Genomic DNA, 23,717 nt, shown 5'->3' with positions numbered 1-23,717 from the left:
TCTATATCCCTCATCACAGGCTGGCCTATTCTCTTTTCAAGCATCTCCCCGCTGCCCTCTCCCGCAGCGGAAGGTGGTTATATATAATTAATTCCAAATTGTCAACCACTTTTTTTTAAAAAATTTTAAAAAATATTTTTTCTAGCTCTATCAATCAAATACAAATCTACCAAAACTATCGCAGTCATTGCTTCAGCAATAGGTACAACTCTTGGCGCTACACAAGGATCATGTCTACCTTCAGTTACAACTTCGCATTCAGCCCCGTAAATATTTATACTCCTTTTAGGTATCAATATTGATGATGGTGGTTTAACAGCAAACCTAAAAATCAAGTCTTCACCTGTTGAGATTCCACCAAGGGTCCCCCCTGCATTATTGCTTACAAAACCATCTCTTGTTATCTCATCATTGTTTTCACTTCCATGCAGAGTGGCAACCTGAAACCCACGACCAAACTCAATCCCTTTCACAGCAGGAATACTCATAATTGCTTTAGCTATTTCTGCATTTAGTCTATCAAAAACAGGCTCGCCAATACCAACAGGGACACCTTTTACTACCACCTCAACAATAGCGCCTACAGAATCCCCTCTTTTCTTCACATCAAGTATATAATCATACATCTTCTTTGCAGCTTCTTTATCAGCGCATCTCACAGGATTATTTTCAATCTCATTCAAATCTATATTTTCAGCTACAATATTTCCAACCTGTTTAACATATGCATATATGGATACACCTAACTTACCCAATATCTTTTTCGCAACTGCTCCCGCACATACCCTACCAATGGTTTCCCTCGATGAAGATCTTCCACCACCTCTATAGTCCCTTATCCCATATTTCTGGTAATATGTAAAATCTGCATGACCTGGCCTAAAAAGATCTTTGACCTTAGAATAATCTTTCGACCTATAATCCTGATTGTAAACAAGCATACAAATGGGAGTCCCCGTTGTTTTCCCTTCAAAAACGCCACTTAATATTACAACCTCATCTTTTTCGTTTCTCGGAGTTGTTATCTCGCTCTGACCAGGCCTTCTTCTATCAAGCTCTCTCTGTATATCCTCTTCAGATAATTCAAGCATCGAAGGACATCCATCCAACACAACTCCGACAGCTTTACCATGACTTTCACCAAATGTGGTTATTTTAAAAATTCTACCAAAACTATTTCCTGCCATCTAAAACTCCAATACTTCTCCACCTTTAATCCTTTTATGCTCCTTACTATTAATATCAAGCAAAATGGTAGGCTCTATGAGCCCCCTATCATCATACCCATAACCTTCCCAATATCCCACAATATATTCATCAATAAAATAAATCTTTTTAAGCCACTTGCAGCTCTTATACCCCCACAAATTAGGAATTATCATCCTAACAGGACCGCCATATTCAAATTCTATCTCTTCCCCATCCACATGGGTAGCAATCAAGATCCTTGGATTGTTCATATCTTCACCAAAAACGGTGGTGATATATCCCCCATAACTTTCAAAATAAACATACTTGTAATCGGATACCTCTAAATAGTTAACAAAGTCACTCCACAAAATCCCTTCCCAATTGGCCCTTACACTCCATCTACTTACGGAAGTAAGCCTACAATTTACAACTTTCTTTTCAAAAATATTGTATAAGTCGTTATAAAATATTTTCTCCTTTTTCTCTCCATAAGAAATTTCAATAAGATATTCATTTTTACTTGGAATTTCTTTCAAACGTTCAGCATTAAAAACAGGAGTACCGATATCTTTCAAAAAACTCATTAACTTTATCCGTACTTTATCACATGTGCTAATTCAAGAGTGATTAAACCATGATCAACCATTTTTTCAATTTCCGGTAAAATCTCATCTATCTTTTCAGGAGTATCTACAACTTCCACAATTATCGGTAAATCACTGGAAAGAGCTAATGTCCTTGAAGAATGAATAATAGAACTTCTACCATATCCATAAATACCCCTCATAACCGTTGCACCAGAAATCCCCTTTTCTCTACACAAACCAACAATCTCTTTATAAAGAGGTTTACCTTCAAACTTATCATTCTCTCCAATAAATATTCTCATTAATTTTTGAGTTCCTTCCAGTTTACGTGCCATAATCGCTCCTTATATTCTTGCAAAATGAATACCGAAAAACGCTGCGGTTAAAGATAAAAAGAGATTTAAAAACATATAAAGAAGACCCAATATGTATACCCCATCTTCAAAAAGATGTATTGTTTCTAAAGAAAATGTGGAGAATGTAGTGAAAGCACCAAGCATCCCTACACTAATAAAAAATCTTAAATTTTCTCCAACAACAAGCCTCTCCACTGATAATGTATGAATATAACCAAGCATAAAAGAACCAGCTACATTTACAAAAAGTGTACCAAAAGGAATTATATTTCCCAAAAAAAGGGTAAAACCTTTTGAAAATACATATCTTAGGATTGCTCCAATAAAACCACCAAGACCAATCACTAAAATTTTCATTTGCATCCTCCGTTTGATTAAGTTATATAAGAGGAATGGAGCACTATCAAGCTATTTTTTTTATAACAGTCATAGCTTTTCTTTTAAATCTTCCTTTTGGAATGCTTAGAATTAAATATAGAAAATTCAGTATCCAATGGTTTATCTGCATTCATGCACCCATACCTATAGTGGCAATATTGAGAATAACTACCAAAACAAGCTGGAAGTACATCCCATTATTCTTAATCGCTTCTATTTTAGGACAAGTAGTTGGGGCAAAATTAAAGGCTTTAAAGACTTAATTTTCTTGCTTTTATCAGAAAAGCACTGTGACTGTAAAACCACATCTCAGGCCTAACAGACATCCCTTCTATCTTCCATGGTCTTTTAATTATCTCAAAAGTTTCAATCTGATCAAAAAAACCTGAAGATTTTAATTCATCTACAAAACTTTTTGCTTGTAAAATAGTTGGCACATAGGAAACAATTATCCCACCAGAAATAAGTCCTTCTTTACAATGCTTAACAACATGCCACGGCTCAGGCAAATCAAGTATTATTCTATCATAAACCCCTTCAAAGCCGTCGTATATATTTCCATGAATAACATCATGATTATTAACTTCAGGTAAAAAATCTTCTATGGTCTTTTTCGCCATCTCAATAAAATCTTCCCTCACCTCATAAGTAGTGAGGTTACCCTTACCCGCTAAAGCTCTTAAAATCGCAATGGATAAAGCTCCCTGCCCAATTCCTGCTTCTAAAACTTTCAATCCGGGATAGATATCTGCCCACATAAGGATAATTGCGCTATCTTTGGGATAAACAATCTGAGCTTTCCTTTTTAAATTCATCACATAATCAATATAGGTAGGTGAAAAAACTCTAAGTTTTCCTTTTTTATTTGTTTCAACTACTGAACCATCCTCCAACCCAACAATTTCCTGATGGTCAACGTACCCATATTGACAGCTATACCTTCCCCCCTCTTTGAGCTTAAACATCTTAGTCCGCTCTTTTTCGTCAATAATTATTACAAAGTCGCCAAATTCAAATCTATTGTTTTTCATCTTTTACCAATCTACAAAATGAACAAATATCATGAAATGATTCCATCCCGCAAATTTTACATTTTTTCAAATATCTTTTTTCACTCTGACTCTGTTTAATTTCTTTCAATAACTTTTTAACATACTGAAAATAAAAAAACTGTTTCGTCCCCACAATATTCTCTTCGATTAAATTCAGAGCATCTTTATAAACAAGACTAGTTGCCCCTTCACTCAAAGGACACTCATCAATAATATAATCTATCCTATTCAAAAAGGCATAAGAAGCTATCTCTTTTTCCGTAAGTCTAATGAGAGGCTTTACCTTTTTTTTGAGCATATTACCTTCTGCTGGCAAAACAGGTAACTGTTTTTTTAAATACTCTTCATTCCAATGAAGGATATTACCAAGCAACCTAGAGGCCTCATCATCCAGATTATGCCCAGTAGCTACTACATCAAACCCTTCATCAAAAGCAACTTTATTAAAATAATATCTTTTTATTATCCCGCATACAGAGCATTCTGCCCTTCTGGATTCCTTTGCAACTTTAGGAATAGGATAACCCAACTCCACAAGGTCAACTATTTTATATTGTAAATCAAATCTTTTTGCGAATTCTATAACCTTCTTTTTTGAATTTTCAGAATATTCGCTTATCCCTAAATTAATATACATCCCAACACTATTGTAGCCCAATTTTTTTAAAACATACCAGAGCACAAGGCTATCCTTCCCCCCAGAAACACAAACCATGATTTTGTCTTCTTTCTTGAACATTTTATACTCTTTGATAGCCCTATCCACCTGCTTAAGAAAAAAATCATTAAAATGCTCTTTACAGAGCTTTATATTGTGTCTTTTTAATTTTATAATTGCCTTTTCTTTACAAATTTTACACTTCATCAGCCACCACTCACAACAGGAATAATTTTCACTTTATCACCATCTTTCAACCTATCATCTTCCGTTAAGAGCTCTTCTCCTCGAACAACAATTACACTGTTTTCCTTTAAATTATAATACTTAAAAAGTTGTTTCACCGTTTTGCATTCACACATTTCAATCTTGCCGTTGGCAAACTCAACAATAATCATTTTTCTACTCCATTCAAATACAGGAATTACAACGTGCGTTGCTTATAGATTATCAAATCCAGATTGTCAACAAAATAGCTGCTGCTGCCGATTTTATAAAGTTTAATACAAAATTATTTTTATGGGTTTTGTAAAATTTAATCCAATCCCCACCTTCAACTTTAGTACCAATAGTTTGAACTATCTTCTTTTTACCGAGTGTTCCCACAAATATGTAACACTCAATTGTTTTACCATCAAGAACAGTTTTTCCATTTATCATCTTATATATTGGATTTAATTTATCCACCCCTTCATACCCTTTTAACTGACTTAAAATTTCATCAGAAACTTCATAAACTTCACCAAAAACCTGCCCTTGATCTGATTCATACATTACAGGATAACCAAAAGGAAGATGGTAAAGCTCACCATTAACTTTAGCTTCACCCATATATTTAGCCTTGCTCATCAATATATTATGAGCAGGAAACCCCTTCCTTAAAGTACCATATACAAAGACTCTATTTCCCATCGACCACCATCTTATTTTTTAAATACTGCTTTTTTATATTTTGAATAATTCTGTATTTATATGATACCGGTAAAGCTACCTCAAAATCAAGCCCTTTTTTTAATATTTCAAGATTTTTCTCCAAATCGATATCTTTAAAAGAAGGATTTAAAGCCCATTGATAAAGTTTTTTATAAAACTCATCAATAATTCGAAAGCTAAAAAGATTTTTATAAGCTATAAACATATTTATTGCATTTTCATAAAAATCATTTCTGGAAAACTCTCTTCTTAACCTCATATGAGCAAATTCCACTGTAGGTATAAATCTCCCCTTGTTTCTCCTCATCCTAATTACCGCAATACCTTTTATATCTCCGTCATAAATTCTCGTTTCAACAATTTTACCATCCCTTACACCAAAATCTCCTGTAACCATTATTAGAAACTTGAGTAAATCAAAGCTCAAAGGAACAACACTTTTTTCATCTTTAAGCTCAAGTGAAACATGTATACTGTGAGGTTTTAACGGTGTAAATTTCACAGCTTCTCTAACCAACAAAGAAGCAAAGCGTGGACTCGAAGTAAGAGGTTTTGATTCTTTGAAAAGTTCATCTTTTGATGTAAAAGTATACTCTAAAAAACCACCCTTTCTGATAAACTGTTTAATTCTATAATTGGAATCAATATAAGCCCCAAACCTCCATAAATGCTTCAAAAGATGAAAATAATGGTACTTAGAAAAGTTTTCCATTACATCTGATTCATTTATAAAAAACTTTCCAGCTTTCAAACCAATATTGCTAAACTCCAGTTCTATACCTATCGGCGAGTTTGAAAATATAAAGCCATCATCTTCTATTTTTGGATTAAATTTCTTGATATACTTCTCTACTTTTAAAGCAGCTTTTTCCGCCACACTTTTCAAATAGAATTCTTTACGTATTTCTTCCCTAAAGAATTGAATATTTTTATTAAAATGTTTTAGTGCAAAATATGTACCGTAACATAATGTTTCATATTTATCGTCAAATACACTCACATATTTTTTTATCTGTTTATCGAAATATCTTGCAAGCAGATTGATTAAAAAAACATTATAAAGGATTACCAGATATTTATCATACCACGGATAATCAATCCTTTCTTTATTTTTATAAAAATATTCTATTTCCTTATAAGCGTGCACTCTCAATCTATCATGAGTCAACTTTCCAGACCTAGAATACAGATATTTTGAAGCAATAACTACCAACAACATTGTTTTATATTTCATAATAGAAAAATATGAGATTAAAAGAATAATGTCAATTACAGATCTATTTGTACTGCAAATTTATTTTATCTTCATAATATTAAAACAAATTTGGGAGGAACCTTCACCGGCTTACCAAAACAAAAATACCTTCTTCATTCTATACCCCTTAATTGTTTCATATCCTATTAATAAAATTGTCGTTATATCCAATAAAAAATCACTTCTCCAATAACTTTAGTTACAAATACTTTATTTGAGATAAAAATTTTGATTAAATTTTATTTTTTTTGGATAAAGAATGAAGATATTTTTCTACTTTAATGATTCAATAGCTTCAATAAACTGTGAATAGAAGTCTTCATCTGAAAAAAGATTGATCTCTTTCTTATGATTCAATATTTTTTCAATTAATTTCTCTACATTTTTTGCTGGATAAATGTTTTCATTAGGTATAATTTCAGGCAAAACTCCCACATTTGACGCCACTACAGGTATGCCAACAGACATCAGTTCAAACCCTACACGACAAATGGCCTCGGATCCATGAGAAGCCACTACTCCTAAATCAAGAGCAGACATACAATCCACAATATCATTTCTAAAGCCAGATATCTTTGATATCTCCTCTATTTTGTATTTATTCAACATATTTTTTATATCATCTGTTTTAATAGTGGTATCAAAACCTATGAGAAAAAGTTTAATATTTTTTACTCCCTTTTCATGATAAATTACTGATACAGCTTTTATTAAATCTTCATGTCCTTTTACATAATCAAATCTACCCACAATCCCCACAACAAAATCATTTTCATCAAAACCGAACTCATCTCTGACTCTTTTTCTTCCCTCCAGAGAAAACCTAAATTTTGATGTATCCACTCCACCGTATATTGTTTTAACTTTATGTTCAGGTACTTTCATCTCATTCAAATAAATACTTCTTATAAAATCCCCTGATGTTATTATCAAATCTGTACAGTTGTTATGTAAGAATCTGTTTATCAAATCAGTTTTTGGTTTTCTTCTATCTCCTCTAACTCTTACCAATTTGAAACGTTTGCTTAACCATCTTTTTAAAGCAAAGTACCAGAAAAATTCCCCTCTGTGACAAACCACTATATCTGGCTTAAAATCTGTAATCAACCTATTCACATTGGAAATATTCTTCAAAATAACCAGAGGATTATTTGAATTAAAATCAAGTTCAAAGGTTTTCAAGCCATATTCTTTTGCTTTTAAAATAGGGGGTGAGCCTGGTAAACCGGCAACTATAACTTCATGGTTATAGTCCCTTAAGATTCGGGATAAATTAACGGCATACCAGGCCGTAGCATTATACCACCTTACATTTATAATATGCAAAAATTTCATCAATAATTCTAGTCAGCCTGTTTTCTCAAATATGTTGGTATTTCAAGCTCCTCTTCGTCAAAGTCACCAATACTTTTCAATGTTTTATCCATACTTTTTATAGTCTTAACCCTTTTCATTATATTATTAACTTCTTGGGAGCCTTTTCTTATGTATTCATCAATATTAACAGTTTTTTCCTCTTTTATTCTACCAAGACCTGTGGCAACAACAGTTACTCTGCAAACTCCTTCTAAATCTGGATCAATTACAACACCTTTATATATTGATGCGCTTTCACCAGCATTTTCATAAATAAGTTGTGCAATATTTTGCACTTCATACATCGTTATATCTGCACCACCAGTAATATTGATTAATATCCCTTCAGCACCCTTAATATTGGCATCTGCAAGAAGAGGACTGTTCAATGCTCTTTTTGCAGCCTCAATATCTCTATTTTCGCCACTTGCTTCTCCTATACCCATTAAAGCCATACCTTTTGACTGCATAATGGCTTTAACATCGGCAAAGTCCACATTTATATAACCACTGCTATTTATAGTATCAGAAATACCTTGTACCCCCTGCCTTAATACATCATCAGCAATTCTGAATGCCTCAATGAATGATGTATTTTTATCAATGATATCAAGCAACCTGTCATTAGGCACCACTATGTATGTATCCACATGATCTTTTAAAAACTTTATACCCTGTTCTGCATACTCATTCCTCTTTTTCCCTTCCCAGTAAAAGGGTTTTGAAACTACTGCTACAGTTAATGCTCCCAAATCCTTTGCAATACTCGCTATAACAGGTGCTGCTCCAGTACCAGTTCCACCTCCCATGCCGGCAGTGATAAAAACCATGTCGGCACCACGAAGGGCTTCCTCAATTGCCTCTGCATCCTCCACTGCAGCTTTTCTGCCTATCTCAGGATTTCCACCAGCACCAAGACCTCTTGTTAGTTTTGTCCCAAGCTGAATCTTCATAGGCGCAAGATTATTTTTCAACACCTGTTCATCAGTATTCGCAGCTATGAATTCTACCCCTTCAATACCTGCTCTTATCATGTTGTTGATAGCATTACCACCTGCTCCACCAACCCCTATGACCTTGATTACTGCTCCACTTTTTACTTCTTCAAATTCAAACATAAGCTCACCCCCATATTTTTTTTAAAAAAACTCTGAAAACCAGCTTTTCATTCTTTCAAAAATCTTGTTAAAAACTTTTTCATCACTGCCTCTAGAGATCTTTTCTCCAGCCTTTCCATGCTTAGCAGCATAAATAGCCAACCCTACTCCAGTGGCAAAAATGGGGTCTTTAACTATATCAGTAAGTCCACCTATAAATTGAGGCTTTCCTACCCTGACAGGCATTTCAAAAACTGATGCTGCAAGCTCTTCAATCCCCTCAAAATTTGAAATCCCTCCTGTTATAACCACACCTGCACCAAGCATTTCTAACAGATCATTTTTCTGCAATTCACCTAAAAACATCTGGAAGATTTCTTCGGCTCTTGCCTGCAAAATCTGTGTTAAAACAGCCCTTGATATCTTGCGTGGTGGTCTACCCCCCACAGAAGGTACATCAACCACCTCATCATCCAAAATCCTATCAAGCCATACGCAGCCATAGATTTTCTTTATCTTTTCAGCTTCAGATTCTGGTGTATTAAGACCTATTGATAAATCCCTTGTAAAATTATTACCACCAAGCTGAAGGACAGCGGTATGGTGAACTGCCCCCTTCTTAAAAACCACCATATCGGTTGTACCGCCTCCTCCATCAATTAGACATACTCCAATCTCCTTCTCATCCTCATTCAAAACGGCTTCACTTGATGCAAGTTGCTCCAACACAATGTCATTCACAGATATCCCTGCCCTTTCACAACTCTTCATGATATTCTGAGCACTCGTCACGGCACCAGTAACTATATGAACATCTACCTCTAGTCTAACACCATTCATTCCAATAGGATCTTTAATTTCAGACTGGCCATCCAAAATGAATTGCTGAGGGATAACGTGCAACACTTCACTACCTATAGGAATATCCACTGCTGAAGCAGATTCTATAACCCTTTCTACATCCTTTTTTGTTACCTCTTTATTTTTAACAGCTATAATGCCTCTAGAATTGAAACTTTTTATGTGACCACCTGCTATACCTACTGTGGCACTTTTAATCTGAACGCCACTCATTTTCTCTGCTTCATCAACAGCTTTTTTGATAGCATCCACAGTAGCATCAATATTGATCACAACCCCTTTGCGCAAACCAGTACTTGGAGCAGTACCAACACCTATTACATCAATACTGCCCACTTCATTTTTTTTCCCTACCACTGCACAAATTTTTGTAGTTCCAATATCCAAGCCAACTACTATTTCATCCCCTTTCACGCTTCACCCCACTTACATATATTCTTTCAGATATTCTCAAATCAGCGTAATCTATCTTTTCATATAAGGTTTCAGCTATCTTTTCAAAATAACGGTAATTCCCGAGGAATGAAGAACTATCATAATAACCTATAATCTCTATTTCACTTTGCTTTGCCACAAAATATGATGAGTAAAGATAAAATTTTAAATTATTATTTAACTCACGATATATTTTAATAAACTCATTAAAATAATCATTATCAATATTTGTCATCACAAAGACATTAACATTATTGCAATTGCTTTTTATCAGAGAATTGTCAGCAGTTTTAATATAACATTTACCCCTTTTAGAGAATTTTATAACAGGTCTCTTTTCATAAATTTTCACCTGCAATGTTGATGGGAACTTTTTTACTATTTCATATTTTTCAACCCATACATCTTCTGTTAAAACTCCATCTCCCTTAACTTTAAATATATTTTTACCTAAGAATTTCTTAAAATAATTTTTTAGAAGTTTTTGATTGGAATTTACTGTACCAACAATTTCTATGTTTTTAATATTAAAAATACTACTATTAATAAAATGATTGATAGTAATATACGTTACAAACATAAAAACAAAACCAAAACTTATTATTAATAACCTCTTTAAAAACATTTTAAACTTCATTTACACTCCGTAATTATAAGGTCTATTAACTCATTAAAACTGTATCCTGCTTTAGCTGCTGCTTTTGGTAAAAGACTTGTTTCTGTCATACCTGGAATAGTATTGACCTCAAGCATGTAAAAATCTTTACCATCAAATATAAAGTCTACTCTACAAAGCTTTGAACAACCAATATTTCTGCTAAAGCTTAAAGCAATTTCCTTTACTTTTGCCTCTTCTTCTTTTGACAATCCGGTCTCAAACAGATATTCAGTCAGCCCTTTGGTATATTTTGACTCATAATCATAAAATCCTTTCACAGGTTTAATCCATATCACTGGGAAAACTTCCTCATTTACAATACCTACTGTCAACTCTTTCCCTTTTATAAAACGCTCAACCAAAACCTTTGAATCGTATTTTTTTGCAAGTCTGTACCCTTTTTCAAATTCATTTTTTTCATTGACTATACTAACCCCTATGGTAGAGCCTTCTCTTGCAGGTTTCACAACACAGGGGAAAAATCTTGCATCATACTCATTTTTAGCAAGGTAATATTCAGGAGTTAAAACACCAAGTTTTTCTGCCATAATCTTTGTATAATGCTTATCATAGGCAATGGCACTTGAAATATGATCTGCTCCTGAATATGGAATACCCATAACTTCAAGCATCCCTTGAATTGTACCATCTTCACCGTATTTACCATGCAACGCTATAAAGCAGTAATCAGGCTTAAACTCCCTAATTTTTTTATCAACTTCTCTATCGACATCTATTAAATGTGTTTCATACCCTAGCGTTACCAGTGCATCATAGACTGCTTTACCTGTCTTAAGTGAAACCTCCCTCTCGCTAGAGAGCCCACCGTAAAGCACAGCTATTCTCTTACTCATCTGCAGCTCCACGAAAATAATTTGCAATCTTATAAGAATATTCTGTTATATTACCCGCCCCAAGGGTTAAAATTATTTGAGGAAAATCATTTTTATCCTCAATAACCTTAATTATTTCATTTATATCATTTATTTGATAAACTTCTTTCAGCCCATGCTCCTTTATATTTTCCACTAATTTCTTTGAATCTACTCCTTCTATTGGCATTTCACTGGCTGGGTAAATATCTGTCACAATCAAAACATCAGTATCAAAAAAAGCACTGGAAAATTCATCAAATAGTAACTTTGTCCTTGAATACCTGTGAGGCTGAAAAATTGTGTATAGTTTATGCTCTGGGAACGCGTCTTTAATACTCTTTAAAGTTGCTCTAATTTCTGTTGGATGGTGTCCATAATCATCAATAACTGTTCTCTTTTCATCACAGTATCTAATTGATAATCTTCTTTGAACCCCTTCAAAACTCTCAAGTGCCTTCTTTATAACCGCAAAATCTATTTCAAATTCTACTGCAACTGCAACAGCAGCAAGAGCATTCAACACATTATGCAATCCTGGAATATGTAAACTAATTTCACCAGCTCTATTACCAAGAACAGAAACATCAAATTTCGTACCAAATCCAATTTTTTCAACATTATAGCCTCTAATATCTGCAGAACCTTTAAAACCATAAGTTTGAAATCTCTTTTCTATTCTTGGAATAATATCCACGACATTTTTATCTTCTATGCAAAGAACATTTAATCCATAAAAAGGAACTTTATTACAATATTCCACAAAAGCCTCTTTTATTTCGTCTAAATCCTTATATGTATCAAGATGTTCAAGGTCTATATTGGTCACAACATTTACTGTAGGGTAAAGGAGTAAGAAAGATTTGTCACTTTCATCACTTTCACATATTAAATAATTGCCTGTTCCTAACATTGCATTTTTATTTGTCTTATTTAATCTTCCTCCCACAACAACTGTAGGATCAAATCCTGCTTCCATAAATATATGAGCTATCATTGAAGTGGTGGTTGTTTTACCATGGCTACCAGAAACTGTGATGGATCGCTTCAGTCTAGTAAGCTCGGCAAGCATCTCCCCTCTTTTAATTACCGGAAGATGCATGTCTTTAGCAGCTAAAATCTCAGGATTATCATCCCTTACCGCCGATGAATAAACCACTACATCCGCATCTTTTATATTTTCTTTGGTGTGTCCAATGAATACCTTAATTCCAAGCTCTCTTAACCTTTTTACATTTGCTCCATCATTCAAATCAGAACCTGTAACCTCTAGCCCAAGGTTATGTAAAACCTCAGCTATTCCACTCATTCCAATTCCACCTATACCAATAAAATGAACTTTTCTTACTTTTCCAAACAACTTATGCACTGAGTAACTCCTCACAAATAAGTTTTGCACTATCTTTAAACTCAATCCCTTCAAGCGCCTTCAAATAAGACTCTTTCTCGTTCTCCACTTTTTTTATCATTTCTATTAAACTATCAGGATTAAACTCATCCTCTAAAATTATCTCTCCTGCCCCTTTTTCTTTCACATATAAGGCATTGAAGTATTGATGATTATCTGCTGCTATCTTCAATGGGACAAAAATCCCTATCCTTTTTGAATAAAGTATTTCAAAAACAGAACCGGCACCGCTTCTTGAAATAACTATATCAGCCCACTTAAATTTTTCTGCCATATCTTCAATAAAAGGATAAATTTTAATTCTTTCATCATCATATATTCCATTTTCACGATATCTCTTTATAGTTTCATCATAAAGTTTAGTACCAGTCTGATGAATAACTGAATAACCCATTTCAAGTAGCTTACTTGCTGCATCACATACCACGTTATTGATTATACGACTTCCCTGGCTTCCACCTGTAACAAAAATATGTTTATTAAAAACATCTTTTACTTTAAAATCCTTAAATTCCTTCCTTACTGGATTTCCAACAACAATACATCTGCCAGCGGCATTTTTTGTATTATCAAAACTTAAAAATACCTTCTTAGCGAATTTAGCTAAAAATCTATTTGCAATACCCATTACAGAATTCTGCTCATGAAGATAAAGATCACATCTTTTAAAAATTGATACGATACCCGCAGGCACAGCTGCAAAACCACCTAAAAGCAATACTTTATCGTGTTTTTTTATGAATTTGCTAACTTTAAGTGATACCAAAAATACTCTAAAAAGAGATTTTATCTTTTCTATAAACCCTTTACCTTTAAACGCTGTAATTTGTTGCTCATAAAACTCATACCCGTATCTACTTAAAATCTCTCTATCTATACCTCTATCTGAAACAAGAAATAAAAACTCCACTTCTCTACTCCTTAGATACTCTGCCACAGCCACTCCTGGATACAGATGTCCACCTGTGCCACCACCAGCAATAATCACTCTCATTCCAGCTCCTTCCTGCATCTCAAAACAATCCCAATCATAAAAAGAGATATCATCATAGATGAACCACCATAACTAACAAAAGGTAAAGCAATCCCCTTTGTTGGTAACAATCCTAATGTAACACCAATATGAAGAAGGGATTGATACATAAATGTTATGGCAACACCAAGGCAAAGCAGTCTCTTATATTTATCCTCACATCTCATAGCAATTTTTTTAATCTCAAAAAATATCGAAAGCATTACAAAAAGAATTATTAATGCTCCAAAAAATCCAAACTCCTCAGAAATTATTGAATAAATAAAGTCAGTATGTGCTTCAGGAAGAAAATAAAGTTTCTGAACACTGTTACCAAGTCCTTTGCCAAACATTCCACCACTACCAACTGCAATCAACGATTGTACAAGCTGATATCCTGAACTATGGTAATAATCCCACGGATTTAAAAAGCTCAAAAGTCTTTCTCTGTGGTAACCGTTGAAAAGGAGCACTGACATAGGGGGAATTGTAAAAGCAATTATACCGAGAATATGTTTAAGACTTGCCCCACCTATAAACATAACAGTTATAGATACAGCCATAATCAAAAACGATGTCCCATAATCAGGCTCAAGCAGTATCAACGCAGCCAAAACTCCAAGTAAAATCATGGCAGGCATAAATCCTCTAAGAAAATCTGATAATTTTTCTGATTTCTTTTCTAAATAGTGAGCTAGGTAAACAACCGATGTAAATTTTGCCAGTTCACTAGGTTGAAAATTTATAAGTGGCAGCTTTATCCATCTATGCGAACCATTTATGGCTGGGAAGAAAAAGACTACCATCAATAGAAACAAAGTTGTAAAATAAATAAAAGGTAGCACCTTTCTGTATAATTCAAGAGGCAAATTATACGCAACCATCATTAAAATAAAACCGATTATTATGGCCATAAACTGTCTGAAAACAAAATAGTATTCAGGTTTATGAAGCCTATGAGCTTGCATCGAACCTACATTATAGATATAAAGACACCCTACAAATAAAAGGAACAATATCATCAGGAAAAGAAATAATCTTTCATCAAATCTTGCGTCAAAACTGTTAACCGATCTTACAAATTCTTTGTTCTTCATAGCTTTTCCACAAGCTCCTTAAAATAATCCCCTCTATGCTCAAAGTTTTGAAATTCATCAAAACTTGCACATCCAGGGGAAAGTAAAACTACATCACCCTTCTTTGCAATTTCAGCAGCTCTCTCCACAGCATTAAATAAATTTTTCACTAAGATTTTATCTCTAACGTTAGCCAACTGATCATAAATCTTTAACCCATGCTCACCAAAACAAATCACATACCTACATTTATTTTGAATAACTTCTGTTAATTTTGAAAAATCTCCGCCTTTATCCTTACCTCCCAAAAGTAAAACCACAGGACGTGTAATCCCCTTTAATGCAGTAAATGTTGAATCCACATTTGTAGCCTTAGAATCATTGATAAAAATTATTCCATTCTTTTCACCCAGATATTCACATCTGTGAGGTAAGCCTCTTAAATTTTCGATAAGATGTGTACAATCTCCATTTAAATCTAAAAAAACATTTGCTAACGACAATGCAAAAGAAAGATTAATAATGTTATGACTACCAATTAATGAAAACTTACTCAAATCTACATAAAAATTTCTAAAATTTAAGATATTGCCATCTTTCTTTGGATATTGCTCTAATGTTTCGTCAATTATGATTATCTCTTCTGTCTCATCCATCATCTCTGCGACAGAAGAGCCAGTAATAAGCTCACCATCACACTTCAAAAGTTTTCTCAATCTGAGCTTTGAATTAATATAATTTTCTAACAAACCGTATCTATCCAAATGGTCAGGTGTAATGTTTGTAATAACTCCAGCATCCAAATATTCACCATTTCTCATTAAATCAATTTGGAAACTTGAAAATTCAACAACATAAACATCATAATCATCCTGGATTGCCTCACCTAAAGGAAAACCTATATTTCCACAGGCTACACTTTTAATACCTGCCCTATTCATTAACTGAGCTGTCAGATAAGTCGTGGTGGATTTTCCATTGCTTCCTGTAATTCCAATAATTTTCTTATCTCTTATAAGATTAATCGCAAGCTCATATTCACTGACAATCTTTTTTTCGTTAATTTGTAAAGATTTTGTATCCAAACCTGGGCTCACTACCACCATATCAAAGAGTGCATCATTAAAATTTATTAAACTTTCATATTCATCCAATCTATCATCATAGATCACAATTTCATTAATCTGATAATATTTTCTCAAAAGCTTCTCTGCACTCTGTCCGCTCTTACCGTAACCCAGAATCGCAACCTTCATATATCACCTTAGCTTTAATGTACTCAAAGCAAGTAATGCTAATAAAAATGACACTATCCAGAATCTCACTATAATCTTAGGCTCTGACCACCCTTTCAGCTCAAAATGATGATGTATGGGAGCCATTCTGAAAAGTCTTTTCCCTTTGGTAACTTTAAAGAATCCTACCTGCATAATCACCGATAACGTCTCTAAAACAAATACACCACCAACAATTGCCAGAACTATCTCCTGTTTTACAATGATAGCCACCGTCCCAAGGGCAGAGCCAATGGATAGACTGCCCACATCACCCATAAAAACTGATGCGGGGAAAGCATTAAACCAGAGAAAACCGAGACCTGCTCCTACCATACTGCCACAAAATATGGCCAGCTCACCTGAACCAACCACATAGGGAATATGCAAATACGTGGAAAATTTTATATGTCCAGCCAGATAAGAAAATAGAATGAATGTACCGAAAGAAATAACTGTAGGCATAATAGCAAGACCATCAAGACCATCAGTAAGGTTAACAGCATTTGATGTGCCTACAATAATAAATACTGCAAAAAGAATGTAAAAATAAGATAAATCAATCACAAGCCTCTTAAAGAAAGGGAAAGCAAGCTTTGTAGAATAACCTGATTTATCAACATAAATAATTAGAATAGTTGCAGTAATAGCAACCACTAGCTGAGACAAAAACTTTGCCCTAGGTGTTAACCCTTCAGGGTTTTTCTTCACAGTCTTAATGTAATCATCAAAAAGGCCTATGGCAGCTGTAAAAATAAATACATAAATTACAATCCAAATATAGTAATTGCGTAAATCAGCCCATAAAAGAGTAGAAATAACACTGCTCAATATAATCAAAATTCCACCCATTGTAGGTGTTCCTTCTTTCTCTTTATGCCTTTCAGGTTCATAACCTTTTGCTTTTTGGGAAATCTGCATATTTTTTAATTCTTTAATTATTTTTGGTCCAAAAATAATGGATAGAATAAAAGCAGTAATTATTGCATAAATTGTCCTGAAAGTTATGTATCTAAAAACATTGAATACTATAAAATGTTCACTCAAGGGGTATAAAAGATTATATAACATTTTTCTTACTACCTCTCTGTTTTAAATAATCAACGACTTCCTCAAATTTTCTGCTTCTTGAAGCCTTAACAAGAAATACACCTGCATTTATTTTCTCTAAATATCTGTAAAGCACAGCTTTGTTCTTAAAATATTTCAGATTTTCCTGAGAAGAAAAACTTGAAAAATATTCACCGCAAAAAAGAAAATTTATTCCTTTTTTCGCTTTTGCATAATTAATTAGCTCTGAATAAAGTTTGTCTTCAAACTCATCTATCTCTGCCATTTCCCCAATTATTGCAAATTTCTCACTTCTAACTTCATATTCATCAAGGCTATCAATGGCAGCTATAATAGATTCAAAACTAGCATTGTATGTATCATCAATGATTATATAATCATCGAGTTTAATAATCTCTCCCCTTTTCTCTTCAGGTCTAAAAGATTTTATCCCTTCAAAAATATACTCGTATTCTATCCCTTCATTTAGAGCTATCCCTGCAGCAAGGACAGCATTCATTATAAAATGTTTGAAAAAATGTCTCAGTTCAAAACGATACAATTTCCCTTTAAATTCAACTTCAAACTGATAGATGCTTCCAGTTTTACTAACACTTTTTAAGACAACATCAGAATGTTCTTTAATTCCATAGGTAAAAAGCTTGATTCGACCTAAATCTTTTTTATTAAGAAATAACTCATCATCCTCGTGTATCCATAACTCCTTTACAGTATCTGGAGAAATAATACTAAACTTTTCTCTTGCAATATTTTCCTTTGTCTTAAAATTTCCAATATGGGAATGACCTATCTTGGTAACAACTGCTATTTCAGGGTTAATATAATTTGAATAAGTCTTAATCTCCCCTTCACTGTTTGTCCCAAGTTCAAAGATAGCATAATCCACTTCATCTTCCATATTTGCACAAGAAATGGCAATCCCTAGCTCATTGTTATAATTTTTATAAGACATATATGTCTGATACTGATTTGAAAATATGCTGTATAATAGATTTTTAGTACTCGTTTTACCCATACTACCTGTTATAGCAATCCTTTTTGCCACACTTCTTTCAAGTTTCCATTTTCCAACTGACTTAATCGCCTCAACACTGTCCTTTACAAGCACTTTATTCAATGGAGCTTCGTTGTAAAAATAAGGATTATCAAAAATAACTAAACTCGCACCATTTCTATATGCTTCTTTGTAAAAACTATTCCCGTCGTTCCTCACCCCTTTTATCCCAACAAAAATATCCCCTTTTTTCACTTCTTTACTGTTAATCACAAAGTTTCTATACTCCACAGATGTGGGTGCTATAAAATCAATCATGTTTTTTATTGCCTCTTTTAACTTAAGCTCTTTCATACTCACCACAACACTTCAATATTTCTTCTTTATCATCAAAATGATACTTAACGCCATTAATCAGCTGATAATCTTCATGCCCTTTGCCTGCAACCAGAATAATATCACCCGGTTTACTGATTTCTATTGATTTTCTAATAGCTTCTCTTCTATCAGGAATAACGTGTATTTTTCTTTTATCATTAATACCTTCAACTATATCATCTATTATCTTTTCCGGATCCTCACTTCTTGGATTATCATTTGTTATAATAACTACATCTGAATATTTTTCAGCCACACTACCCATTCTTGGCCTTTTTGTCCTATCTCGGTCACCTCCACACCCAAACACAGTGATTATTCTCTCTTTCTTAAAAGGTAAAAGGCTCTCCAAAACATTTCTCAATGCGTCATCTGTATGAGCATAATCCACAAAAAAATATCTTCCTTCCCAGGAAATTTTCTCAAGGCGTCCGGGTACATTCTCAAAGCTTTCTATAGCTTTTACCAATAACTCATTATCAATCCCAAAATGTGAGCAAACTGAAATTGCCGCCAGTATATTATAAATATTATGCTTACCCACCAACATTGATTTAAAAGTCAATGTCTTGCCAAACAGATTCACTGTAAATATCGAACCGCTAAGGCTTGATTCATAGCTCTCTATATGAACATCCGCTTTCTTATTTTCAATGGCATAACTTATATGATCAAACTGCTCATTTATTAACTTCTTACCATAATCATCATCAAAATTGACTACAGAAACCCCTTTCAAATATTTTTCAGTAAAAAGCTTTCTTTTGGAAGCAAAATAGCTTTCCAGGTCCTGATGATAATCAAGATGATCACCACTTAAATTCGTAAAAACTGCATAATCGAATTTTAATCCGTAAATTCTATCCTGATCAAGAGCATGGGAAGATACTTCTGTAACAACGCATTTGCAACCCTTTTCCAATCCCATTCCAATAAATTTATAAAAATCATAAGGATTCGGAGTAGTATTATCCGCATCAAACAATTCATCATCAATTTTATAATTTACCGTGCCGATCCTTATTGTTTTCAAACCTGCACAATTTAAAATATGATCGATAAGATACAACGTAGTCGTTTTACCATTTGTCCCTGTAATCCCTATGGTTTTAAATTCATTATTATTAACAAAGAAGTTTTTGCAGATAAGAGACAGGGTTTTCCTTCCATCCTCAACAATAATTGAATCAACATCTTCTATCTTTTTTTCAGTAATAAATACTTTGATCTTTTTTTCATTTTTTAATCTTTTCAGATCCTTATGGCTATCATAATTTGTCCCTTTGTATGCAATAAAAAGGGAATTATCTTTTATATTACGACTATCGAAAGAGATATTTGCTAATTCAACATCAAGCAGTTTTCTGTTTTTACACAGAAAATCAACCCCTTTAAGCAGCTCTTTTACTCTCATCACTCACCCTGTAAATTCTAATTTTTTCACCATTTAGCAGCATAATTTGCTCAGCAATTCTTTTAAAAGTTAAAGCAGCTGTTGATCCACCATAAATGCTTTTTCTTGGACTATCGTAAATTACTATCATTGCATATTTAGGCTTATCATAAGGGAAAAAGCCTGCAAAACTTGCTACATAATCTTTAGTTGAGTAACTTCCCTTCAACTTATCAAATTTCTGAGCAGTCCCGGTTTTTCCAGCAATAGCTACATAATCACTATTTGCATTCTGCCCTGTCCCCTCAATTACAACCATTCTCAGAAGGTGCTGCAACTTTTTTGCAACTCTTTCATCAAAAACTCTTACAATATCAGATTTTACTTTTAAAAATCCATCACCATAATAGATTTCCTTGATGAATGTCGGCTTTATATAATAGCCTCCATTTGCCACAGCGGCATAAAATCTGATCATTTGAATAGGTGTAACATAAATCTCCTGGCCTATAGAGATTGAATATTTCGAAAGTTTAGACCAACTCTTATAGTCCCTTAAAATACCTCGTTCTTCAAGTGCTCCAACTACATTTACCTTCTTACCAAAACCAAGCTTTCTTAAATAATTGTAAAATTTTGAGTCACTTACTTTTTCCATTAACTTTATTGTTCCGACGTTGCTGGAATGAATTAAAACTTCTGAAATTTTAATTTTGTCATATCTATGGACATCATTGTAAACATGACCATACACTCTATATCTACCATTCTCACAATCAATAGTTTTATTCAGATTTAGCTTATAATTGTTCAAAAGATATGAAAATGTAACAGGTTTGAAAATTGATCCAGGTTCAAAAGTGTATTGAGTTGCATAATTTTTCCATGTCTCTTTATCGAATCTTTTAAATTCATTTGGGTCAAAATCAGGTTTCGAAACAGAAACAACTATTTCACCACTTTTTACATCAATTACTAAGACAATGCCTCTTTTTGCTCTAAACTTCTCTAAGTCTTCAATAAGAACAGCTTCACTCATTCTTTGTAATTTTGAATCAACAGTAAGTTTAATGTAACGATTATTTTGAATATCATCCCTATAATCACTATTCATAATGAGTCTATTCCTACTATCTTTTAAAAAAGTAAAAGAAATATCATTACCCTTTAAATATTTTTCGTAAATACCCTCAACACCGGATAGCCCTTGATTATCAACTCCTGTAAAACCAATAATCTGAGAAAAACTAGTGCCAAAAGGATAGAATCTGTGTTTTGTTATCACATAGTTAATATTGCTTGATATAGCACTAATTTTTCTAGCAGTATCGATTCCGATATTCCTGGCTAACCAGTGAAAATTTCCATCTCTTATTTTTTTTCTAACTCCAAATTTTTTCAATCTTTTTTTAATATAGTTAACTTCTTTTTTATCCAAACCATAAACGAAAACCGAAGCTACATTATTCTCTTTTGCAAGCAACACTCCGTTTGTGTCGTAAATCTTTCCTCTTTCCGTTTTTATTTTAATCTCCTTAAATGATTGTCTTTTCACAATATCCTCATAATAATCGTGCTTGTACATCTGCAAATAAACTAATCGCACAACAATTACTGCGCATAACAAAATTACAACAAAACTGACAAAACCAATTTTACCCCTTTCACTCAACATAAAAAACCCGATTAAACTCAGGTAATTCCAAGTTTAACTCTTTACTTTTTTTCAAAAGATTAGCTGTACTTTTAATTTTTGAAATCTTTCTCTCAAGACTCTCAATTTTTATTTCTTTCTCAAGGCTTTCCTTTTTTAATCTATTTATTTCATAACCAAGCTCTATATTTTTCACTTTTACTGTAATAACACCGAAAACAAGACTTATCACAAATACTCCTATCAAATACTTTTTCAAAAAAATCTCTTCAAATGTTTTATATGTTAATACTATAATCTTACTCATACCCTTTCTGCTACTCTCAATTTTGCACTTCGACTTAAAGGATTTTCCCTAACCTCTTTATCCGAAGGTACTATTGGCTTCTTCGTCAGGATTTTGAACTCTCTAACTTTATCACATCTACAGACAGGATATTCAGGTGGGCAAATACACTCTTTCTCATAATATTGCAAATACTCTTTCACTAGTCTGTCCTCTAAAGAATGAAAAGAGATAAATGCAGCTCTTCCGCCTTTTGATACAATCTTTGGCAACTTTTTCATAAGACCTTCTATGGAGTCTAGTTCCTTATTTACAAAAATACGAAGTGCCATAAAAACTTTTGTTGCCGGATGAACGCCACTTTTGTGAAATTTCCTAGGTATTGCCTCTTTAACTATTTCAGCAAGTTCTAAAGTGGTAGTAATTTTTTTAATTGCTCTTTTTTGAACTATCAGTCTGGCAATTTTACTAGCAAACCTTTCTTCACCGTATTTTTCAAAAATATTTTTTAACGTCTCCTGTGAATACTCATTAACAATCTTTTCAGCAGTAATTGGATTATCTTTATCCATTCTCATATCTAAAGGACCGCTTTTTCTAAAAGAAAATCCACGTTCTGCATCAAGGACATGATAATAAGAAATACCAAAATCAGCATACAATCCATCCACACTTTCTATACCAAGATTCTGCAACACACTATCAACATCAATAAAATCGCTCTTCACTATAGTTACTCTATTATCATTTTTAAATTTTTCCTGTAATCTCAAAATAGCATCCTCATCCTTATCTAAAACTATAAGTTTTTCTGGTTTAATTTTCTCTAAAATACCTGAAGCGTGTCCACCACCGCCTCCGGTACAATCCACAATGACTTTCCCCTCAAAACCCCTAAAAAAATCAATCAACTCGTTATATAAAACAGGCTTGTGCATAGGTCTACAACGTTATTTCTGGATAAATGTCGCCCATCTCATCCATAAGAGAGCTCATATCCACATCTTCAACTTCTTTCTCCCATACATCTTTTGGCCATATCTCAATTTTGTTCATCATCCCCACAATTACACACTCCCCATTTAAGCCAACATCACTTCTTAAGTGGGGAGGGATCAATATCCTGCCCAACTTATCAAGAGCACAATCTTCAGCAGTGGAAAACAGCTTTCTCATTAATTTAGCAGCTTGCTTATTCTTAGGTGGATTTTCTTCAAATTTTTCTTCTACCTTTTCCCATTCTTTTAACGGATATGCTGCTAAATATTTCCCCAAATTAACCAAAACTAAAGAATCATCATTGTATTTAGATTTTAAAACATCGCGAAACTTCGCAGGAATACTGATTCGACCCGAGTCGTTTATGGTATGAATCGATTTCCCTTTGAAGCTGCTAGCAACTTTCATAACATTTTATTCCAATTTATACCATTTCATAACAAATAATACACGACCTATACCATACCTGTCAAGGAAATTTCA

Annotated in this window: 26 protein-coding genes; 1 reads left to right on the top strand and 25 read right to left on the bottom strand. The window is 33.5% G+C overall.

The annotated features are described in order from the left end of the window. Window positions 1-125: 125 nt before the first annotated feature. The 4 genes from aroC to crcB are packed head-to-tail and all read right to left on the bottom strand — an operon-like array spanning window position 126 to window position 2,491. On the bottom strand, window positions 126-1,187 hold the full coding sequence (gene aroC, locus FHQ18_RS09060) for a chorismate synthase (RefSeq protein ID WP_149266849.1): 1,062 nt from the start codon (window positions 1,185-1,187) through the stop codon (window positions 126-128). Beyond that, the gene (locus tag FHQ18_RS09055; protein WP_149266848.1) at window positions 1,188-1,775 is read right to left on the bottom strand and encodes a molybdopterin-dependent oxidoreductase; all 588 of its coding nucleotides are present in this window, start codon (window positions 1,773-1,775) and stop codon (window positions 1,188-1,190) included. Window positions 1,776-1,780: 5 nt separating this feature from the next. Further along, on the bottom strand, window positions 1,781-2,113 hold the full coding sequence (locus tag FHQ18_RS09050; RefSeq protein ID WP_149266847.1) for a DUF190 domain-containing protein: 333 nt from the start codon (window positions 2,111-2,113) through the stop codon (window positions 1,781-1,783). A 9-nt stretch (window positions 2,114-2,122) separates the two neighbouring features. Beyond that, window positions 2,123-2,491 (bottom strand): fluoride efflux transporter CrcB, encoded by a 369-nt coding sequence (gene crcB, locus FHQ18_RS09045; RefSeq protein ID WP_149266846.1) that lies wholly within the window; start codon window positions 2,489-2,491, stop codon window positions 2,123-2,125. 35 nt (window positions 2,492-2,526) lie between these two features. On the opposite strand from crcB, the gene FHQ18_RS09040 reads away from it, so the two are divergent. Beyond that, a complete protein-coding gene (locus FHQ18_RS09040; RefSeq protein WP_149266845.1) occupies window positions 2,527-2,775 on the top strand; it encodes a hypothetical protein in 249 nt (82 codons plus the stop codon). Here FHQ18_RS09040 and FHQ18_RS09035 read toward each other — a convergent pair. From FHQ18_RS09035 to mraZ, 21 genes are all read right to left on the bottom strand, one after another. Continuing rightward, window positions 2,764-3,543 carry a tRNA (adenine-N1)-methyltransferase gene (locus FHQ18_RS09035; RefSeq protein ID WP_149266844.1) on the bottom strand — a complete coding sequence of 260 codons (780 nt, stop codon included), beginning with the start codon at window positions 3,541-3,543 and terminating at the stop codon, window positions 2,764-2,766. The two genes, FHQ18_RS09040 and FHQ18_RS09035, sit on opposite strands and share 12 nt — an antisense overlap. Further along, window positions 3,530-4,429, bottom strand: a complete 900-nt coding sequence (locus tag FHQ18_RS09030; RefSeq protein WP_149266843.1) for a PP-loop family protein — start codon at window positions 4,427-4,429, stop codon at window positions 3,530-3,532. Before FHQ18_RS09030 ends, FHQ18_RS09035 begins: the two co-directional genes overlap by 14 nt. Continuing rightward, window positions 4,429-4,620: a MoaD/ThiS family protein gene (locus FHQ18_RS09025; protein WP_149266842.1), complete on the bottom strand. Its 192-nt coding sequence runs from the start codon at window positions 4,618-4,620 to the stop codon at window positions 4,429-4,431. The genes FHQ18_RS09030 and FHQ18_RS09025 overlap by 1 nt, the downstream gene beginning before the upstream one ends. Window positions 4,621-4,672: 52 nt before the next feature. Further along, window positions 4,673-5,134 (bottom strand): gamma-glutamylcyclotransferase family protein, encoded by a 462-nt coding sequence (locus tag FHQ18_RS09020; protein ID WP_149266841.1) that lies wholly within the window; start codon window positions 5,132-5,134, stop codon window positions 4,673-4,675. After that, window positions 5,124-6,389 carry a hypothetical protein gene (locus FHQ18_RS09015; RefSeq protein ID WP_149266840.1) on the bottom strand — a complete coding sequence of 422 codons (1,266 nt, stop codon included), beginning with the start codon at window positions 6,387-6,389 and terminating at the stop codon, window positions 5,124-5,126. The genes FHQ18_RS09020 and FHQ18_RS09015 overlap by 11 nt, the downstream gene beginning before the upstream one ends. A 294-nt stretch (window positions 6,390-6,683) precedes the next feature. Further along, window positions 6,684-7,745: a glycosyltransferase gene (locus FHQ18_RS09010; RefSeq protein ID WP_149266839.1), complete on the bottom strand. Its 1,062-nt coding sequence runs from the start codon at window positions 7,743-7,745 to the stop codon at window positions 6,684-6,686. An 8-nt stretch (window positions 7,746-7,753) separates the two neighbouring features. Next, complete coding sequence (gene ftsZ, locus FHQ18_RS09005) at window positions 7,754-8,884, bottom strand: cell division protein FtsZ (protein ID WP_149266838.1); 1,131 nt, start codon at window positions 8,882-8,884, stop codon at window positions 7,754-7,756. A gap of 21 nt (window positions 8,885-8,905) precedes the next feature. Continuing rightward, entirely contained in the window at window positions 8,906-10,138 is a 1,233-nt protein-coding gene (ftsA, locus tag FHQ18_RS09000; protein WP_149266837.1) for a cell division protein FtsA, read from the bottom strand. Then, entirely contained in the window at window positions 10,125-10,796 is a 672-nt protein-coding gene (locus FHQ18_RS08995; protein WP_149266836.1) for a cell division protein FtsQ/DivIB, read from the bottom strand. Before FHQ18_RS08995 ends, ftsA begins: the two co-directional genes overlap by 14 nt. Then, window positions 10,793-11,671, bottom strand: a complete 879-nt coding sequence (locus FHQ18_RS08990; protein ID WP_149266835.1) for a D-alanine--D-alanine ligase — start codon at window positions 11,669-11,671, stop codon at window positions 10,793-10,795. Before FHQ18_RS08990 ends, FHQ18_RS08995 begins: the two co-directional genes overlap by 4 nt. Next, window positions 11,664-13,049, bottom strand: coding sequence for a UDP-N-acetylmuramate--L-alanine ligase (murC, locus tag FHQ18_RS08985; RefSeq protein ID WP_149266860.1), 1,386 nt, complete (start codon window positions 13,047-13,049; stop codon window positions 11,664-11,666). Before murC ends, FHQ18_RS08990 begins: the two co-directional genes overlap by 8 nt. Window position 13,050: 1 nt before the next feature. Next, window positions 13,051-14,091 carry an undecaprenyldiphospho-muramoylpentapeptide beta-N-acetylglucosaminyltransferase gene (gene murG, locus FHQ18_RS08980; protein WP_149266834.1) on the bottom strand — a complete coding sequence of 347 codons (1,041 nt, stop codon included), beginning with the start codon at window positions 14,089-14,091 and terminating at the stop codon, window positions 13,051-13,053. Further along, window positions 14,088-15,206 (bottom strand): putative lipid II flippase FtsW, encoded by a 1,119-nt coding sequence (gene ftsW / locus FHQ18_RS08975; protein ID WP_149266833.1) that lies wholly within the window; start codon window positions 15,204-15,206, stop codon window positions 14,088-14,090. Before ftsW ends, murG begins: the two co-directional genes overlap by 4 nt. After that, entirely contained in the window at window positions 15,203-16,441 is a 1,239-nt protein-coding gene (murD, locus tag FHQ18_RS08970; protein ID WP_149266832.1) for a UDP-N-acetylmuramoyl-L-alanine--D-glutamate ligase, read from the bottom strand. The genes ftsW and murD overlap by 4 nt, the downstream gene beginning before the upstream one ends. A gap of 3 nt (window positions 16,442-16,444) precedes the next feature. Then, window positions 16,445-17,530: a phospho-N-acetylmuramoyl-pentapeptide-transferase gene (gene mraY / locus FHQ18_RS08965; protein WP_149266831.1), complete on the bottom strand. Its 1,086-nt coding sequence runs from the start codon at window positions 17,528-17,530 to the stop codon at window positions 16,445-16,447. Then, window positions 17,520-18,878, bottom strand: a complete 1,359-nt coding sequence (locus FHQ18_RS08960) for a UDP-N-acetylmuramoyl-tripeptide--D-alanyl-D-alanine ligase (RefSeq protein WP_149266830.1) — start codon at window positions 18,876-18,878, stop codon at window positions 17,520-17,522. Before FHQ18_RS08960 ends, mraY begins: the two co-directional genes overlap by 11 nt. Next, complete coding sequence (locus FHQ18_RS08955; RefSeq protein ID WP_149266829.1) at window positions 18,865-20,316, bottom strand: UDP-N-acetylmuramoyl-L-alanyl-D-glutamate--2,6-diaminopimelate ligase; 1,452 nt, start codon at window positions 20,314-20,316, stop codon at window positions 18,865-18,867. Before FHQ18_RS08955 ends, FHQ18_RS08960 begins: the two co-directional genes overlap by 14 nt. Further along, entirely contained in the window at window positions 20,294-21,970 is a 1,677-nt protein-coding gene (locus tag FHQ18_RS08950; RefSeq protein WP_149266828.1) for a peptidoglycan D,D-transpeptidase FtsI family protein, read from the bottom strand. The genes FHQ18_RS08955 and FHQ18_RS08950 overlap by 23 nt, the downstream gene beginning before the upstream one ends. Next, window positions 21,960-22,256, bottom strand: a complete 297-nt coding sequence (locus tag FHQ18_RS08945; RefSeq protein ID WP_149266827.1) for a hypothetical protein — start codon at window positions 22,254-22,256, stop codon at window positions 21,960-21,962. Before FHQ18_RS08945 ends, FHQ18_RS08950 begins: the two co-directional genes overlap by 11 nt. Continuing rightward, window positions 22,253-23,173 carry a 16S rRNA (cytosine(1402)-N(4))-methyltransferase RsmH gene (gene rsmH, locus FHQ18_RS08940; RefSeq protein ID WP_149266826.1) on the bottom strand — a complete coding sequence of 307 codons (921 nt, stop codon included), beginning with the start codon at window positions 23,171-23,173 and terminating at the stop codon, window positions 22,253-22,255. Before rsmH ends, FHQ18_RS08945 begins: the two co-directional genes overlap by 4 nt. A gap of 4 nt (window positions 23,174-23,177) precedes the next feature. Beyond that, window positions 23,178-23,642: a division/cell wall cluster transcriptional repressor MraZ gene (gene mraZ, locus FHQ18_RS08935; protein WP_149266825.1), complete on the bottom strand. Its 465-nt coding sequence runs from the start codon at window positions 23,640-23,642 to the stop codon at window positions 23,178-23,180. Window positions 23,643-23,717: the final 75 nt, after the last annotated feature.

Source organism: Deferribacter autotrophicus, assembly GCF_008362905.1.
Lineage (GTDB): Bacteria > Chrysiogenota > Deferribacteres > Deferribacterales > Deferribacteraceae > Deferribacter > Deferribacter autotrophicus.
This window is presented reverse-complemented; position numbering and strand designations above follow the sequence as displayed.

Excerpts from the sequence above, each read along its gene's own strand:
- FHQ18_RS08960 (WP_149266830.1), bottom strand. The coding sequence starts at position 18,878 with ATGAAAGAGCTTAAGTTAAAAGAGGCAATAAAAAACATGATTGATTTT.
- mraZ (WP_149266825.1), bottom strand. The coding sequence starts at position 23,642 with ATGAAAGTTGCTAGCAGCTTCAAAGGGAAATCGATTCATACCATAAAC.
- FHQ18_RS09055 (WP_149266848.1), bottom strand. The coding sequence starts at position 1,775 with ATGAGTTTTTTGAAAGATATCGGTACTCCTGTTTTTAATGCTGAACGT.
- rsmH (WP_149266826.1), bottom strand. The coding sequence starts at position 23,173 with ATGCACAAGCCTGTTTTATATAACGAGTTGATTGATTTTTTTAGGGGT.
- FHQ18_RS08990 (WP_149266835.1), bottom strand. The coding sequence starts at position 11,671 with ATGAGTAAGAGAATAGCTGTGCTTTACGGTGGGCTCTCTAGCGAGAGG.
- murG (WP_149266834.1), bottom strand. The coding sequence starts at position 14,091 with ATGAGAGTGATTATTGCTGGTGGTGGCACAGGTGGACATCTGTATCCA.
- ftsW (WP_149266833.1), bottom strand. The coding sequence starts at position 15,206 with ATGAAGAACAAAGAATTTGTAAGATCGGTTAACAGTTTTGACGCAAGA.
- FHQ18_RS09025 (WP_149266842.1), bottom strand. The coding sequence starts at position 4,620 with ATGATTATTGTTGAGTTTGCCAACGGCAAGATTGAAATGTGTGAATGC.
- FHQ18_RS08945 (WP_149266827.1), bottom strand. The coding sequence starts at position 22,256 with ATGAGTAAGATTATAGTATTAACATATAAAACATTTGAAGAGATTTTT.
- mraY (WP_149266831.1), bottom strand. The coding sequence starts at position 17,530 with ATGTTATATAATCTTTTATACCCCTTGAGTGAACATTTTATAGTATTC.
- murD (WP_149266832.1), bottom strand. The coding sequence starts at position 16,441 with ATGAAGGTTGCGATTCTGGGTTACGGTAAGAGCGGACAGAGTGCAGAG.
- FHQ18_RS09040 (WP_149266845.1), top strand. The coding sequence starts at position 2,527 with ATGGAGCACTATCAAGCTATTTTTTTTATAACAGTCATAGCTTTTCTT.
- aroC (WP_149266849.1), bottom strand. The coding sequence starts at position 1,187 with ATGGCAGGAAATAGTTTTGGTAGAATTTTTAAAATAACCACATTTGGT.
- FHQ18_RS08955 (WP_149266829.1), bottom strand. The coding sequence starts at position 20,316 with ATGAGAGTAAAAGAGCTGCTTAAAGGGGTTGATTTTCTGTGTAAAAAC.
- crcB (WP_149266846.1), bottom strand. The coding sequence starts at position 2,491 with ATGAAAATTTTAGTGATTGGTCTTGGTGGTTTTATTGGAGCAATCCTA.
- ftsZ (WP_149266838.1), bottom strand. The coding sequence starts at position 8,884 with ATGTTTGAATTTGAAGAAGTAAAAAGTGGAGCAGTAATCAAGGTCATA.
- FHQ18_RS09035 (WP_149266844.1), bottom strand. The coding sequence starts at position 3,543 with ATGAAAAACAATAGATTTGAATTTGGCGACTTTGTAATAATTATTGAC.
- FHQ18_RS09050 (WP_149266847.1), bottom strand. The coding sequence starts at position 2,113 with ATGGCACGTAAACTGGAAGGAACTCAAAAATTAATGAGAATATTTATT.
- FHQ18_RS09010 (WP_149266839.1), bottom strand. The coding sequence starts at position 7,745 with ATGAAATTTTTGCATATTATAAATGTAAGGTGGTATAATGCTACGGCC.
- FHQ18_RS09020 (WP_149266841.1), bottom strand. The coding sequence starts at position 5,134 with ATGGGAAATAGAGTCTTTGTATATGGTACTTTAAGGAAGGGGTTTCCT.
- FHQ18_RS08950 (WP_149266828.1), bottom strand. The coding sequence starts at position 21,970 with ATGTTGAGTGAAAGGGGTAAAATTGGTTTTGTCAGTTTTGTTGTAATT.
- FHQ18_RS08995 (WP_149266836.1), bottom strand. The coding sequence starts at position 10,796 with ATGAAGTTTAAAATGTTTTTAAAGAGGTTATTAATAATAAGTTTTGGT.
- FHQ18_RS09015 (WP_149266840.1), bottom strand. The coding sequence starts at position 6,389 with ATGAAATATAAAACAATGTTGTTGGTAGTTATTGCTTCAAAATATCTG.
- FHQ18_RS09030 (WP_149266843.1), bottom strand. The coding sequence starts at position 4,429 with ATGAAGTGTAAAATTTGTAAAGAAAAGGCAATTATAAAATTAAAAAGA.